Here is a 16,336-nt window from a genome sequence, read left to right as displayed (position 1 = left end):
AGGAGGGAAATTATGATAAAACCATATTCGTTAAAAAATGGAGATAAAGTAGCCATAGTTAGTCTGTCGAGCGGTATTTTAGGCGAGAAATTTTGTGCGCACCAATTAGAATTAGGAAAAAAACGCTTAGAGGCATTAGGACTGGAGCCTGTATTGATGACAAATACGCTTAAAGGAGTAGAGTACTTAAAAAATCACCCTGAAGCGCGAGCGCAAGATTTAAAAGACGCTTTTAAAGATTCATCTATTAAAGGCATTATAGCAGCAATTGGAGGTGACGATACTTATCGATTGCTGCCTTACTTATTAGATGATGAAGAATTTGTACGGAATGTAAAAGAAACGCCTAAATTATTTACTGGATTTTCTGATACTACAATAAACCATTTGATGTTTTATAAATTAGGAATGGTTTCGTTTTATGGACCAAGTTTTATTACAGATGTTGCTGAATTAGCGAATCATTTATTGCCGTATACAAAAGAAACGTTGCAAGGTTATTTTGAAGGTCATGAACAACAAGAAATCCGCTCCAGTAATTTATGGTATGAAGAACGCACCGATTTTTCTAAACAAGCTTTGGGACAGGATCGTATGCAGCATGATGAAAAGTATGGTTATGAAGTTTTACAAGGAGTAGGAACCTTTTCTGGTCCATTGCTTGGAGGTTGCATAGAAAGTCTCTATGACGTTTTGGTTGGAGAGCGATACTCAGATGAAGCAGAGATCTGTGAAAAATATCAACTATTTCCTTCGTTAAAGGAATGGACAGGTAAAATCTTGTTTTTAGAAACAAGTGAAGAAAAACCGACTCCAGATTCATTAAAAAAATATTTGAAAACGTTAAAGCAAACAGGTATTTTTTCCGTTATTAGTGGAATAATAATAGGAAAACCGCAAAATGAGACGTATTACGAAGAATATAAAGATATTTATCTAAAAGTGATTGATGATGTGACATTACCCATTCTATATAATGTTAATTTCGGTCATGCATACCCAAGATGCGCTTTACCTTATGGTATAAACGCAACAGTTAATCTCGATGAAAAAATTATTTTGTTAGATGAACCTTATTTTCAAAATTCATAATAACGAGACAAATACCGACTTAAAAGAAAGAAATTTGTACAATTAAGTTATTGTGGTTGCTTCCTTCCTTAGAAGATTATATTACTCTTCACACATTGACAAAGAAGAGAGCTATGCCTTATTCTATAACTAGAAAACAGATAAAGTAGAAGGAGCAATCGAATGCGGTTAGATAAATTATTGTTTGAGACAGGATTCGGTTCACGCCGCACGGTTAAACGATTGATTAAAAGTAAACAAGTCCAAGTGAATGGACTCATTGCACTAGTGGATAATCTTAATGTGGACCCGCAGTTACAAGAAGTTATAGTTTCTGGAGAACTCATTCGTTTTCAACCTCATGTCTACTACATGCTGCATAAACCAGCTGGAGTTGTGAGTGCGGTATCTGATGTGCTGAATCAAACGGTCATCGATTTAATAGAACCTTCGCAACGTGTGCCCGGATTATTTCCGGTAGGACGACTGGATAAGGATACTGAGGGATTGCTTTTACTGACAAATAATGGGCAGTTGGGTTATCAATTGCTGATCCCAAAAAAAGAAGTGATAAAGTGTTACGAAGCTGTTGTTAACGAACGAGTCACCAGCGAAGATCAATTTGCTTTTGCTTCCGGAATTGTCTTTAATGGAGGCGTTAAATGCAAACCAGCTAAGTTGACCATTCTTAGTGAAAGTGATGCTGAGAGCAAAGTGTTATTGGAGATTAGCGAGGGAAAATTTCATCAAGTTAAGAAAATGTTTTTGTCAGTTGGAAAAAAAGTCATTTATCTTAAACGGCTTTCGATGGGTCCGTTGCAGCTCGACAAAACATTGCCATTGGGCTCTTACCGAGCGTTGCATTCAGAAGAGCTAGCTGCATTGAAGCCTTATTTCAAATGATTTCTAGTCGGCAGTAGTCAAACGAGCTCGCATATCAGATGACATTTGATTAGTAAACCCATTTTATTAACCAAACGAGCCTGAATTTCATCCGTCATTTGACTAGTAAAGCTATTTCATTAATCAAATGAGCCCGAATTTCAGCTGTGGTTTGACTAGTACAAACTCAATATCAGAAAAAATGCGTTTAAAGGAGACTCAGTATGATTGTATTAGGGATGAAAGTATCTTTTCTCATCTACCATTCATATTCTTTAAAAGACAAGCGTAGTGTGATAAAAAGCATTATCAAAAAGACACAAAATAAGTTTAATGTCAGTATTTCTGAAGTTGAAGCTTATGATACAATCAACCAAGGTGTGTTAGGAATTGCTGTGGTAAGCAATAATCGAATAGTGTGTCAACAAACGTTGGATCAAGTGATTCAAGAGATTGAAGACAATGGAGAAGTTGAGATCCATTCTATCGAACGAGAAGAACTATAAAAAATGAGACAGAGGAGTAAAAATCTCCTCTGTCTCATTTTTATTTTCAAGCTTCTTCCATAGGGAATGGTGTTTCAGCTCGTACATTTAAATACTCGTCCTGTAAAGGATGATCTGATTCACTTTGCCAAGGCTTAACGTGTCCGCTATAGTGAATCAAAGCCGGTTCATTGCGTGCCTCAGTATATTCTTGATTCCCAATTTTTGTTGGATGTTTTTGTTCTTTCGTAATTATATAAGCTTGTGCGTTCCATCGTGGATGAAGGACTAACCAACGATCATGTAAGATAGCATTCAATGCATCTTGATCATGAAATTTTAATTCATCTGAATTATCAGTAGCAAATTTTAAAACTTGCTCTGATATTTTTTCAGCACGCCATTTCTCAATATCGATAATCATCATACCAGAATTAAAATACGTATTGGATTCTGCATCAATTTCCATAGCATCTAACCGTTCATGGAAACCAGCATCTTCAACAGCAGCTAATAGGTTATCACCTAAATCAACGTTCCAGATATTTTCAATATCTTCCTTAGCAATGATGTCACAGTCTAGATAAATTGCTCGCTTGATATCTGTATGTTTCAAATAATTCGGTATCGCAATTCTGAAATAAGCTGTTTTAGGAATACGGTCACTCTCTACCATATCTTCAAACGACAATGTATCAATTTGCAAATAGCTAATTGAGGCATTGTACTCATTAACCATTCGGTTTAAAGCGTCTTTTGAGGTTAATGAAATATGATCATCAATAACGTAAAAGTTAACTTGGGTTTCGTCTTTTTTTGTTTTTAAAATAGATAAAAATAACGTAGCTAAATGTGGAACGAATCCGTCATCTGTAGCTGAAACGATTGTAATATCTGAATCAATCATGGTAGTTTTTCTCCTTTTGAGCACTGAACGGTTTAAATACGTATGTGCCAGTTGATGTGTAACAAGTGATTTAATCATAATCGTTTACTACTAAAGAATCAAACAAAACGCCTATCTTATAACAAATGGGGTTGAAAAAAATGAAGACAAGTGTTTGGATAATAATTAGTATTACGAGTATACTAATAGTGAATAAAGTCAATTCAAATGAAAGTAAGCGCCGGTTTACATATAAAGGAGGTGTGGAAAATGACTGTTGGAGTGAAAGCGATTTTTGTTAATCTGCCTGTTAAGAATCTAACAAAATCGATGGATTTTTTTAAAGCACTTGGATTTGAATTTAACGAGCAGTTTACAAATAATAAAGGAGCAAGCATGATCATCTCTGATTCGATTCTTGTGATGTTGCTAACTGAAGAGTTCTTTACAAGTTTTACCCACCTAGGAATAACGGATACGTCAAAAGAAAATGAAGCGATTATTGCTTTACAAGTGGAATCAAAGGATGCAGTTGATGAACTCGTAAATACAGCACTTAAAAATGGAGCGGAAGATAAAACAACTGCTTTGAGTAAAGAAGAAGAAGCCATGATGTATTATCGTCGCTTTAAAGATCTAGATGGACATTTATGGGAAATCATGTATATGGATATGAATGCAATGGACATCTAAATAGTGAAAAAAGATATGAGAAGGTAAGTTTTCTCGTGTCTTTTTTGGTTATTTTACGAATAGGTTTAAATGAGGTAGAATGAATATAGACGATAGTAGAGTATAGGAGTTCAGATAAAATGAAAGAAATACATAATATAACGCTAATCAAAGGAATGCCGAATCATAAATTGGAAAATAATTTGAAGGCTTATAAAAAGGATCAATTGCTTCAAATTGCTGAAAATCAACAGCTATTAATGAAGAAAAGTTATACAAAGACTAAAATTATTGAGCAGTTAAAATCGATTATAATTGAAAATGCAGCAAATTTTTTTGGACAATTAGATTCAAATACACTACAAATACTTGCAACCGAAGACAATGGAACGTTGCAAGATGTATCCTATGAAACACTTAATAGCGTTCAATCTGCTATTGAATCTGGGTACCTATTTGCCTATGTAGTAAATAGTAAAGTAACACTCATTCTACCAAATGAACTCATTTCCTCTATTGAAAGTGAAACGAGTCCAAATCAAGTTAATGAGGAATCAGAAAATAGTACTCTCTTTTTGAGACAGCTGGAAAATGCTCGGAAAATTTATGGCAGGTATGACCTAAATCATTTAGTTTCGGTGTGGAACCACTATTTTACTCAAATGCTCACTGTTGAAGAAGCGACAACATGGATTAAACGAAACAATAACGACTAATTGACCTAATTTGGAAGAGGTGGATGAAATGACTGAAAATAAAACGCAAGAAACGTCAGCAAATGTCTCGAAGTTTGTAGAAGAAATTGAAGATGAGCAGAAACGGCAAGATGCGCATCGCTTGATCCAATTATTTAGTGAAGAGACGGGTCATGAACCTAAAATGTGGGGAACAGCCATTATTGGTTTTGGTCACTACCACTACAAATACGCAAGTGGGCATGAGGGAGATGCACCTCCAGTTGGATTTTCTCCTAGAAAAGCTCAAATCAGTATTTACCTTTCTCAACCAGATGATGAAAAAAGAGCAGAAAAGTTAAGTCGAATTGGCAAACATAAAATGGGAAAAGGCTGCCTGTATATTAAAAAAGTAGCAGATATTGATCTAACGGTGCTAAAAGAATTAGTACAGGACAGCGTGAATTATATAAAAGAAACTTACCCGGATAAAAAGTAATATCAGACGCAACGAAATAAGAAGTAGCAATGACTACACAAAGATAAGGTGAGATGAAATTGACAAAATTAATTATTGACACAACTATTGATCGTAACTTAGAAATGGAACAGAAGTATGATTTCGAAGTCATTCCACTTAGCATAATACTTGATAATCAATCGTATTTGGATGGCGAAGAAATCACAGTGGACGCTGTGTATGAGGCAATGCGGTCTGGAAATGTGCCAAAGACTTCTCAAATTTCTTATGAGTCTCTGACAAAAGTATTGGATAAAGGGATTCAGGAAAATGAAGATATGATTTATCTTTCCTTTTCATCAAAAATGTCTGGAACGTACCAATTTGCGCATCAGATTATGGAAGAATACAAAGAAAAACACCCAGAACGAAAATTGGCTTTAATTGATTCAAGAGGAGGGGCAGGCGGTGGAGCACTAGTTGCACTTCAAGCGTTGAAAATGATCGAAGCTGGGAAGCCATTTGACGAGATTGTTCGTCAAACGGAATGGAACATCGACCATGTTCTATACAAATTTACGTTAAGGGACTTAAATTGGTTGGTTAAAGGCGGCCGTGTAAATAAAACTACGGGGTATGTAGGAACAGCGTTAAATATTAAACCGTACTTGATTGTTGACGATGGTTTTATTAAAATGCATAAACTAGTTCGTGGGGAGAAAAAAATCTACAAAAAATTAATTGAAGATGTTAAAAATGGTTTAGGAACCTTTACGGATCAAACTATCGGTATCAGCCATGGTGATGATGAAGAAACAGCTAAAGTAATTGAGGCGAAATTGAAAGAAGAATTGCCAAACTGTCAAACTCAAGTATTCCGAATTGGGGCGGTACTAGGTTCTCATATTGGTATTGGTGGAATTGGCGTCTTTTACTTTGATGAGCGCCCAGAATGGTATCAAAACTAAAAAAAACGAGTCAAGACTATACGTCTCGACTCGTTTTTTTGCATGCTTTATCAATATATGTACGATAATTTTTGCGGATCTCTTTTTCATGGATAAGTGAGGGGGTTTTTGTGCGTCACTTTGCCGAGAAACCAGTTTTGATGGACAAGTGACGGTTGTTTTTTTGTTCACTCTTCTATGAAACCGCTCCTCATGGAAGAGTGAACGAAATTTTGAGCTCAACTTGTCCATAAAAGTTCATTTTACAGCCTTACTCATTAAAAATAGTATATTTGATATATGTAATCAGATTAGCACTGATTTTTCAAGCAGCAAATACGACAAAAAGAGGGCGACAGTTGATTCGCCCTCTTTTAATGAGATCAATTAAATTATTAAAGCGGATGTTGAGTCGTTTTAAACTGACTCTTTAAAAAGATAAAGGTCACAACGAAAGCTAATGCTTCAGCAATCGGGACAGCGGTATAAATACCGTAAAGACCAAAAATAGAAGACAATAGGAGAACTAAAGGAATCAAAAAGATGATTTGACGAGCCAAGTTTAAAAAGCTGGCCAGTTGAACTTTTCCGACTGCTTGAAAATAACTTGCCCATACTATTTGGATACCTACAAGTGGAAAGGCTACTGTCCAGATGCGAATTGCTTCGACTCCTAATGAAACAACAGCTGGTTCTTGGTTGAATAATGTAATAACGAAGTCAGGGAATAACTGAAAAACTAAGAAACCTGTCGTGCTGATAATTCCACCAACAATACTACCAATTTTCAATGCTTGTTTTACGCGGTCGGTTCGATCTGCTCCGGTATTGTAACTAATAATAGGCTGTAGACCTTGAACCAATCCTGAAACCATCATAATGATAATGGTTGTTGCACTAGTTATGATACCAGCAACTGAAATAGCAATGTCGCCACCATAAGTAACTAAGCTAGCATTGATGACAATGTTCAGCACACTATTCGCGATTTGCAATAAGAATGCCGGTATACCGGTCGTTAATATTTCTTTTACATATGCAATTTTCAACTTCATATTTTGGAAAACCAGTTGAATATTTGCTTTAGGCCCCAAGAAGTAAGCTAGTTGCCAGATCATTGAAAGAAATTGACCACCAATCGTAGCATATGCTGCGCCTTTCATACCCCAACCCATTTGAACAATAAAAATATAATCAAATACGATGTTAAATCCAGCACCGATCATCATACTAATCATAGAAACACGAGGATTTCCATCGGCTCTTGAGAAGTTATTCAGTGCCATAGCGACACTTTGGAAAACAGCTCCATATAGAATAACGCTCAAATAATCTTTTGCGTAGGGAAGAACAGCTGTACTAGCACCCAGCAAACGCAAGATGGGTTCAATAAAGATATTTCCTAAAATCATAAACAACAGTCCTGCGAGAATAGCTAGCGTAACTCCGTTTCCTAAAAAGAATTTAGCTTTTTCGGTTTCTTTTCTCCCTAAGCTAATAGAGAAACAAGTCGATCCACCGACACCTACCATTAAGGCAAATGCCAATAAAACCAATGTAACAGGATAAGTAATTGAAACAGCAGCTAGTCCCAAAGATCCTAGTACAGGATCATTACCAATAAAGATTCGATCCACAATGTTGTAAATAGCATTAACCAGCATCCCAATAATTGCTGGTATCGAAAATTCTGCCAATAATCTTGGAATAGATTCTGTTTCAAGCCGATTTTTTTTGATAATTTTACACCTTCTTTTCATTATATTTATGTAAACACTCTTAAAAATATAACAATGATTGTATTTTTAGTCAATGAGATAAGTGGATTAAAGACTGATAGAATAATATTTAGGCTATATTTGTATAAAATGAGTGAAATATATAATGCGTATTATTTTCTTTAAAAAAATACATCCGCTATACTAATAAATGTAAAGAAACAAATAAAAAAAGGAGATGAGGATATGAACAACGTAACAGAAACAGTCAACTCAGGATTACATTCATTTTTGGATTTTCTTCCGACGTTGTTAGGTGCAATCTTATTATTATTACTGGCTTGGATTGTGGCCACATTAGTTAAAAAAGCTGTGCAAAAAGGGCTGAAAGCAGTCGGGTTTAATCGGCTATTAACAAAATGGGGTGTAACTAACTCACAGGAACAAGCAGACACTACCATCGATTCTCTAGCACAAGTACTTTATTTCTTAATTTGGCTATTGTTCTTACCAGGTATTTTAAGCATGTTAGGATTAGATGCAGTTGCTCAACCGATTTCAAATATGTTTGATAGTGCATTAAACTTCTTGCCAAACTTACTTGCTGCAGCAGTAATTGTCGTAGTTGGAGTGTTTGTTGCTCGGTTTGTTAAAAATCTTGTTTACAACTTAGCTTTAACTCTAAATGTTGATAAATGGGTTTCTAAATTTACAAGTCCTGGTTCAGACGACAATACAACTCCTAGTGCTAGTCCAAAGAATACAATGGCTAAAGTATTAGGAAACATTGTATATATTGTTGTTTTAATTCCAATCATAACAATCGCTTTAGAAACTTTGAATATTCAATCTATCTCACGTCCAATCGTAGGTGTATTGGACCAAGTATTAGCTGCTATTCCGAATATCATCGTAGCTGTAATTCTATTAGCTGTTGGTATCACTATTGCTAAATTTGTAGGTAATTTGTTGACAGATTTACTTTCAAGTACTGGCATCAATGGTTTAACTAAATATGTAAAAAATTCAGGAAATATGAATTTTGATTTAGCTAAAATTATTGGCCAAACAGTTACAGTTGTTATTAGCGTATTCTTCGTAGTTGAAGCATTGAATGTTTTAAACTTAGAAGTTCTAAATGCTATTGGTGCAGCAGTGATTGCTTACTTACCACTTGTTCTTAGTGCTTTAATCATTTTAGGAATCGGTGTTGTAGGTGGAACTGCTTTAGGTGGATTCATTTCAAAATCTACTGGCAACAAATTTGCTGGCGAAATTTTGAAATACATCCTAATCGTGTTATCAGTCTTTATGGCACTAAACCAATTACAATTTGCTATAAGCATTGTTAACTTGGCGTTTATCTTAATTTTAGGAGCTTTGTCAGTTGCCTTTGCAATTGCATTTGGTATTGGCGGACGCGACTTTGCTAAAAGTCAATTAGCAAAATTAGATAAAAAAATGGAAAAAGAAAACAAATCAACAGATGATAAAGGTCCAACTTTATAAAATAGTTGAATAAAAAGCTGAACTTCTAACTTTAGGAGTTCGGCTTTTTTTCTGTTTAAATGGATTATGCACTCAATAGATTATGTAAGTAAGTGAAATTAATCAGATTTTAATTCTGGTAAATCTTATGGTACAATTAAAGATAGGTAATGAAGTAGGTACTTGCATGGGTAGTTGATGAAAGCAAAAAAAAAGTTCGGCTTAGATAAATAGGTCTTTGAACGTTCAAAAAAGAAGGGTTTAATTCAATTTATTAATCTTTTTGTTTTCTTCAGCAACCCTCATTAGGTAAAGACATAATTACCAAAGTTAGAAAGGATGTGCCATTTATTTGAATATACTTACAGAAAAATTTAAAGAAGTTTTACTGTCAGTATTACCGATCGTTGTGATCGTTTTAATACTGAATTTTACCATAGCACCGCTTGAGACTAGTTTATTGTTACGCTTTTTATTGGGTGCTTTGTTTGTGGTTATTGGGTTAGCTATTTTCTTATTAGGAACAGATATAGGAATTACCCCTATTGGAACCAATTTAGGAAAAGGAGTCGCCAAGAGCAATAAAGTTTGGGTCGTCGTTATCGCTGGACTTGTGCTGGGATTCTTTATTTCAATCGCTGAACCCGATTTGCATATTTTAGCTAATCAAATTGCGGATGTTACTGGAGGCGTTATCGACAATATGAGCATATTGATTTATGTTTCTATTGGGATCGCAGTCATGATGACCATTGGTTTATTGCGAATTGTGTTTAATATTCCGTTATACAAATTATTGACTGGAATTTATTTTGTTATTTTTTTACTAGCACTATTTACATCAAATGAATTCCTAGCAATGGCGTTTGATGCTTCGGGAGCTACTACAGGTGCACTAACAGTACCATTCATGCTGGCGTTAGCATTAGGTGTATCAAATTTGAAAAAAGACGGGAAAGCATCTGAAAAAGATAGCTTTGGTTTAGTAGCCATTTCTTCTTCAGGAGCCATTATAGCTGTCATGCTGATGAACATTATTGGCGGACAAGATGAACTTTCAGGAAGTTTAGCAGTAGATTTAACAGGGTCTAAATCGGTGATTGCACCATTTATTCATCATTTTCCTACTATTACAAAAGAAATATTAATTGCTTTAGTACCTATTGTCAGTATTTTCTTGATTTACCAAGTCTTTTTCTTGAAACTATCAAAGAAAAAGTTAATGAAAATCCTAAAAGGAGCTTTCTATGTTTTTGTAGGTTTAGTTATTTTCTTAGTTGGAGTAAATGCTGGTTTCATGGAAGTTGGAAGTGTGGTAGGATATACTGTAGCTGCATTAGACAACAGCATTTATGTATTAATCGTAGCTTTTGTATTAGGAATTGTAACCATATTAGCCGAGCCGGCTGTATACGTTTTAACTCATCAAATTGAAGATGTCACGAACGGTTATGTAAGGAGAAAAGTGGTTTTAACAGCTTTATCCATTGGTGTTGGATTAGCGGTTCTTTTATCAATGATTCGTATCTTAATTCCAGGGTTGCAATTATGGCATTTCATTTTACCAGGATATATTTTGGCCATAGGATTGATGTATGTTACGCCAAAAATGTTTGTCGGAATGGCATTTGATGCTGGTGGAGTAGCTTCAGGTCCTATGACAGCAACCTTTATTTTGGCCTTTGTACAAGGAGCAGCTGAATCGATTGAAGGAGCAAATGTCTTATTAGATGGATTTGGTATGATCGCAATGGTGGCTATGATGCCGATTATCACATTAGAAATACTTGGTATATTGTTTAAAATTAAATCTCGTAAAGGAGGACTCCGATCGAATGAGTAACGCGATTATTGAAGGAATGGATTATGATTTGTTATGCTTAGTAGTGAATAATGGTGCGGGTAGTAAAGCTCTGCAAATTGCTAAAAAGAATGGCGTATCAGGAGGAACGGTTTTTCGAGGTTTAGGTACAGCGTCTAATTCAGCATTGAAATTTTTTGGACTAGAAGATGTCAAAAAAGAAGTTTTAATTATGGCTGCACGTAAAGAAACGGCTGAAACAGCATTAGATGCTTTAACAGAAAAATTGCAATTAAAAAAAAGAAATAGAGGAATTGCATTTACGATTCCTATTGCGAATTTATTAGGAAACCGAAATTGCGTCTATAAAACGGATGCTCACGGCAGAAAGGTTGAGGATATTATGCATCAAGCTATTTTTACAATTGTAGATCGTGGACAAGCTGAAGAAGTGATCGATGCTGCCGTTGCAGCTGGATCTCAAGGAGGAACAATCATCAATGCTCGTGGTTCTGGAAGTCACGAGACTAGCCGACTTTTCTCAATGGATATTGAACCAGAAAAAGAAGTAGTGATGATCCTTACAGAACAACACACCACAGATGCCGTGGTAGCATCCATCAGTAATGCACTAAAAATCGAACAACCTGGAAACGGTGTACTCTTCACTATGGACGTAACCAACACAAGAGGCTTATTCTAAAGGATGTGTAGCACACCGCTTAGACTTGACAGAAAAACAAGGAATTCTGGAAGGGATGTTTCATCCCTGAAAGAATTACGTTTTTTCCGAAAGTCTGGAGTGCGGAACTCAACTAGAAGGATGCGAAGAGTCACGTTTAGCTCCGTAGAAAAACAAAGAAGAATCACAGAGAAGATGCTTTATCTTCTCTGTGATTTTTTTATTACAGTAGATTATTCAATACAAATACTAATTTAACTATACAGCTATTTATCTTAGAGTGTATTTTTAAAAATAGTTCATCAAGAGGAGAATAGCCGTTAGATAGTCAAAGACTAAATAAATTTTTGCGAGTTTATCGTTTACCGAACCGATTTGCGATAGGCTGCCACTGCTTCCGAAATGGACCGGATTTGACAGTGAGAAGGGAAATTACTATCAGGTCCAACTTAGAATCTCATTTGAGTAGGTACAACAATCCTTAGTTCGATCAACTCAAATTCAATTTCCATTTGAGTTGAAGTAACGAGCCTTAATTCGATTATCTCAGAATCGATTACCATCTAAGTTGATGTAACGAGCCTTAGTTTGATCAACTCAGTACCGCTTTCTATTTAAATAGACACAATAAACCTTAATTAGGCTAACTTTGAATAGAAATCTATTTTATTTATTATTTTTTTATAAAAAAGGTAAGTAAATTGAATTTAAGCATTATCTAGGTTAAGATAGTGAATATCTACTGAATATTATTACGAAAAATGATTTAACTCGTAATAAGTAGTGTTTATTAATCAAAAGAATAAAAAATACAATTTCACTTTGTATGTATTCAAAGGAAAAGAGGAGAAGCTGATCACAATGAAAATAAAAGAGATGCTAACAATGGGTCATTTAGAATACAGCGACACCTTGGATCAGTCATTAGAAGTGAAAGGGATTACCGATAATTCAAATGAAATCAAACCGGGCTATGTTTTTATTGCAATAAAAGGATATAAGAAAGATGGGCACATTTATATTCAACAAGCAATTATTAATGGAGCTATTTTAATTATCGGAGAAAACGAACTTATGAATTTAGAGGTTCCTTATCTAAAAGTAAAAAGTGCTCGAAAAGCACTGGGACAAGTTGCGAAATTATTTTATAAAGATCCTTCAAAAGATAAAATTATGATAGGGATTACTGGAACAAATGGTAAAACAACGATCAGTTTCTTTATTAAACATTTATTAGAAAAACAAGGTTATAGTGTTTCCTCGATTGGAACCATCCACAATGAAATCAACGGTAAAAAAATCAAAACTATTAATACAACCCCTAATGCGAAAACAATCAATCAATTATTAGTTGCGTCAACAGATCAAGTTGTTGTTATGGAAGTCTCTTCTCAAGGACTGGAACAAGACCGTTTAGAAGGGATTCAATTTGATTATGCTCTATTTAATAATTTACAACATGATCATCTGGATTATCATAATACTATGGAAGAATATTTTGAATGCAAAGCGTTATTGTTTCAAAAACTTAAACCAAATGGAACAGCAATCATTAATAGTGATGACAGTTGGGGCTTAAAACTAATCGAGCATTTGACTGCAGAAGGTAAGAAAATTCTAACAGTAGGCGAACAATCATTTAGTAATGTTCAAATTTTAAGTAAAGAACTCAACGACGTATCAGTAATGCATAAAAATATGGAGTATAGTCTACGTACACCTTTACCTGGGATGCATAACTTGTATAATTTATCTATGTCTAGCTGTGCAGTCCATGAGTTAGGAGTTCCATATGAAAAGGTTAAACCGTATATGTCAGATTTTACAGGTATTTCAGGACGATTTGAACTCTTTCATTTAGAAAACAATGTAACAGTAGTTGTGGATTATGCGCACACACCGGATGCCTTAGAAATAGCAATCAATACGGCTATCAACAATGGAGCGAATCATATTATCACAGTATTTGGGTTTGCTGGTAACCGTGATACATCTAAACGAAAAGCGATGCTTGAAATTGTGACTCGTTTGAGTGACTCGTCTATTCTAACGGTAACGGAACTTTTTGGTTCAACGATTGATAAATTGTACACAGATTATGTAATGATTCAAAAAGAATGCCAAGTAGAAGATTCGACGAGTATTATCATGGATCGAACACTAGCTATACAAAAAGCCATTAAGGATGCGCAACCAGGCGACTGGGTTTTATTATTAGGTAAGGGGCATGAATTGTACAAAGAAAACTATAATTTAAATACAAAATCTGATCAAGAAACAGTTCTGTATTTGCAAAAAAATAAACTATCAACGTCAGGTCATTAATAATTAAGCAATCAATTTTTGTTTTGTTCATGAACGAATTAAATTTAAACAATCACAAAAATGTAACTCAGGAAGGGAAAACTACAATGAGCCTTAATGAAAAGGAAAAACTAATTTTAGAAACCATTCGTGAAAATCCCTTTATAGCCCAACAAGAGCTGGCAAATTTAATTGGATTGTCGCGTTCGGCTACAGCAAATCTCATTTCAGGACTTGTAAAAAAAGACTATTTATTGGGTAAGGCATATGTGTTAAATGATGAAGAACCAATTATCTGCATTGGTGGAGCGAATATTGACCGTCGATACTTAGTTAAGGATGCGTTGGTTCAAGGAACATCAAATAATGTGCAATCTCGTACAAATGTTGGGGGTGTCGCACGCAATGTTGCTGAAAATTTAGGTCGTTTAGAAGAAAAAGTGATGTTGTTTTCGGTTGCTGGAAATGACGCTGAGTGGAAGATGATTGAAAGTCATTCGGAACATTTCATGAATATTAAAGCTGTCGATTCAATTGAAGGATGTCCTACTGGAACATTTATGGAAGTAATTGGTGTAGACGGTAAAATGGTCTTAGGCTTAGCCGAAGTAGATATTTTTGATAAAATGACACCTGATTGGATCAATAAGCATTTATCAGTTTTAAAACGTTCAAAGTACATCATTATTGATTTAAACTGTCCTAAGGAAACAATTGAATTTTTAATTAGTTTTGCCGTTAAGTATGAGGTACCTATTGCTTTGTTAACTGTATCTGTTCAAAGGTTATCGAATCTACCTAGTTATTTAGAAGGAATAAATGTACTAATCACGAAATGCAGTGAAACGGAGGCTCATTTTAATATGATCATCAAAACCGATGACGATTTAAAAGAGGCTGTAGAAAAATGGTTGAATAATGGAAAAGGACCTGAACATGTTTTTGTCTCTAAAGGAAGCACCAAAATTGCTTATGGATCTCAAAAAGATGGTGTTCATATTTTTAATTATTCAAGTGAACAAAATGACCATTATAATTGGGGAATGAATGAAGCTTTTTGTGCGGGTCTCGTATTTAACCGTCTACAGGATAAATCTATAACTGAAAGTATCATGATAGGATTAACAAATGCTTACCATACATCTCAGTCTTTGTATGTCGTTCGACCTAATTTGTCTAAAAGTCAGTTGAAAAATGAATATAATGGGTGTTTAATTGATAAAGTATTTTACGAATAAGTGGATGATTTTTGTTCAGGTAGGTAAGAACTGAGATAGAATTAATAGCGGAGATGTGCTATCTTTAATATAAATGTACAGATAGTGAGGAAATAATAACATGAAAATAGTAAAAACTATTGGAACCTTTATAGCTGTAATAGTCGTCTTTATTTTTGTAGCGATTGCTGGAATCAGTTTCTTTTCTGCTCCTGAAAGCAGCGGATTATTTGGATACAAAGGATATACCGTGGTAAGCGGAAGTATGGAACCTAAAATAGCAGTAGGCGATTTTATCATTGTTAAAATGGATCCTTTTGATAACGTGAATAAAAAAGATATTATTACATTTCAATACAATCAAGAACTTGTCACGCATAGAGTAGTGGACAGAACAGCTGATGGATTAGTAACAAAAGGTGATGCTAACAATATCCAAGATCAAGGTTTTGTAATAGCGGAGTCTTATATAGGAACTCAAAAAATACTAATTCCATACTTTGGGTATGTCATTACGTTTTTGCAAAAACCAATTGCTTTTGCAGTAATTATCGCTTTAATGGGAATCTATCTTATCTACCTTTATCTTAATCCAACAACAAAGGATGAAATAGTAGAGTGATTAATTAATAAACAACTGTTTGTTAAATGACTGTGTATTAAATTGTCACATTTTAGACATAAAAATATTTATGCAATAGTAAGCGTCTTTATTAAATAGAAAGTGGATAAATTATCTGCTTTCTATTTTTTTTGCTTTTTTTTTTTAGGAATTAATCTAGTTATCGTGGGCAAAAAAATGATTAAAAAAAATAAAACTAATAAGTGTCTATCCTAATTTTTATACTTCATACAAAAAAATAGTCATTTTTTCATAAAATAACAGTTAATGCTAATAAAAGATAGAGAATAAAACTTTTTTATTCATTAAATATTCATTTTATACTTTTTATCTATAAACAAATGTCGTGAATCTGTTTAGTATTACATGCGTTCTTGTACAGAAATATAACAAACACTCCGTGAAAGGCCATCATAATGCAATTTGT

General features: G+C 34.4%; 15 protein-coding genes. 13 read left to right on the top strand and 2 right to left on the bottom strand.

Annotated features, from left to right (window positions below):
* Positions 1–12 precede the first annotated feature (12 nt).
* The 3 genes from CAR_RS08030 to CAR_RS08020 all read left to right on the top strand — a co-directional run bounded on the left by CAR_RS08030 (position 13) and on the right by CAR_RS08020 (position 2,459).
* A complete protein-coding gene (locus CAR_RS08030; protein WP_013711213.1) occupies positions 13–1,092 on the top strand; it encodes a S66 family peptidase in 1,080 nt (359 codons plus the stop codon).
* 162 nt (positions 1,093–1,254) lie between these two features.
* Positions 1,255–1,974 carry a pseudouridine synthase gene (locus CAR_RS08025; RefSeq protein WP_013711212.1) on the top strand — a complete coding sequence of 240 codons (720 nt, stop codon included), beginning with the start codon at positions 1,255–1,257 and terminating at the stop codon, positions 1,972–1,974.
* Between the two features lie 203 nt (positions 1,975–2,177).
* Positions 2,178–2,459 carry a DUF503 domain-containing protein gene (locus CAR_RS08020; protein WP_013711211.1) on the top strand — a complete coding sequence of 94 codons (282 nt, stop codon included), beginning with the start codon at positions 2,178–2,180 and terminating at the stop codon, positions 2,457–2,459.
* 46 nt (positions 2,460–2,505) lie between these two features.
* On the opposite strand, the gene CAR_RS08015 is transcribed toward CAR_RS08020, so the two are convergent.
* Positions 2,506–3,345, bottom strand: coding sequence for a glycosyltransferase family 8 protein (locus CAR_RS08015; RefSeq protein WP_013711210.1), 840 nt, complete (start codon positions 3,343–3,345; stop codon positions 2,506–2,508).
* 249 nt (positions 3,346–3,594) lie between these two features.
* Between CAR_RS08015 and CAR_RS08010 the strand changes: the two genes are divergently transcribed.
* The 4 genes from CAR_RS08010 (at position 3,595) to CAR_RS07995 (ending at position 6,098) form a co-directional block, all read left to right on the top strand.
* Positions 3,595–4,017 carry a VOC family protein gene (locus CAR_RS08010; RefSeq protein WP_041556439.1) on the top strand — a complete coding sequence of 141 codons (423 nt, stop codon included), beginning with the start codon at positions 3,595–3,597 and terminating at the stop codon, positions 4,015–4,017.
* Between the two features lie 119 nt (positions 4,018–4,136).
* Positions 4,137–4,712, top strand: a complete 576-nt coding sequence (locus CAR_RS08005) for a hypothetical protein (RefSeq protein ID WP_013711208.1) — start codon at positions 4,137–4,139, stop codon at positions 4,710–4,712.
* A 28-nt stretch (positions 4,713–4,740) separates the two neighbouring features.
* Positions 4,741–5,169, top strand: a complete 429-nt coding sequence (locus CAR_RS08000; RefSeq protein ID WP_041556437.1) for a DUF1801 domain-containing protein — start codon at positions 4,741–4,743, stop codon at positions 5,167–5,169.
* 53 nt (positions 5,170–5,222) lie between these two features.
* Positions 5,223–6,098, top strand: coding sequence for a DegV family protein (locus CAR_RS07995; RefSeq protein ID WP_013711206.1), 876 nt, complete (start codon positions 5,223–5,225; stop codon positions 6,096–6,098).
* A gap of 374 nt (positions 6,099–6,472) precedes the next feature.
* On the opposite strand, the gene CAR_RS07990 is transcribed toward CAR_RS07995, so the two are convergent.
* Complete coding sequence (locus tag CAR_RS07990; RefSeq protein ID WP_013711205.1) at positions 6,473–7,837, bottom strand: MATE family efflux transporter; 1,365 nt, start codon at positions 7,835–7,837, stop codon at positions 6,473–6,475.
* A gap of 204 nt (positions 7,838–8,041) precedes the next feature.
* On the opposite strand from CAR_RS07990, the gene CAR_RS07985 reads away from it, so the two are divergent.
* The 6 genes from CAR_RS07985 (at position 8,042) to CAR_RS07960 (ending at position 15,909) form a co-directional block, all read left to right on the top strand.
* On the top strand, positions 8,042–9,304 hold the full coding sequence (locus CAR_RS07985; protein ID WP_013711204.1) for a mechanosensitive ion channel: 1,263 nt from the start codon (positions 8,042–8,044) through the stop codon (positions 9,302–9,304).
* Positions 9,305–9,635: 331 nt separating this feature from the next.
* Complete coding sequence (locus CAR_RS07980) at positions 9,636–11,126, top strand: DUF1538 domain-containing protein (protein ID WP_041556436.1); 1,491 nt, start codon at positions 9,636–9,638, stop codon at positions 11,124–11,126.
* The gene (locus CAR_RS07975; protein ID WP_013711202.1) at positions 11,119–11,787 is read left to right on the top strand and encodes a P-II family nitrogen regulator; all 669 of its coding nucleotides are present in this window, start codon (positions 11,119–11,121) and stop codon (positions 11,785–11,787) included. The genes CAR_RS07980 and CAR_RS07975 overlap by 8 nt, the downstream gene beginning before the upstream one ends.
* 840 nt (positions 11,788–12,627) lie before the next feature.
* Complete coding sequence (locus tag CAR_RS07970; RefSeq protein ID WP_148229402.1) at positions 12,628–14,091, top strand: UDP-N-acetylmuramoyl-L-alanyl-D-glutamate--2,6-diaminopimelate ligase; 1,464 nt, start codon at positions 12,628–12,630, stop codon at positions 14,089–14,091.
* 86 nt (positions 14,092–14,177) lie between these two features.
* Positions 14,178–15,308, top strand: a complete 1,131-nt coding sequence (locus CAR_RS07965) for a carbohydrate kinase (RefSeq protein WP_041556435.1) — start codon at positions 14,178–14,180, stop codon at positions 15,306–15,308.
* A gap of 100 nt (positions 15,309–15,408) precedes the next feature.
* Positions 15,409–15,909, top strand: a complete 501-nt coding sequence (locus CAR_RS07960; protein ID WP_013711198.1) for a signal peptidase I — start codon at positions 15,409–15,411, stop codon at positions 15,907–15,909.
* The last annotated feature ends 427 nt before the right edge of the window (positions 15,910–16,336 follow it).

Origin of the sequence: Carnobacterium sp. 17-4, from assembly GCF_000195575.1 — a bacterium.
GTDB lineage: Bacteria > Bacillota > Bacilli > Lactobacillales > Carnobacteriaceae > Carnobacterium_B.
The sequence above is the reverse complement of the archived record's forward strand: the minus strand, read 5'-3'. Positions and strand labels throughout refer to the sequence as shown.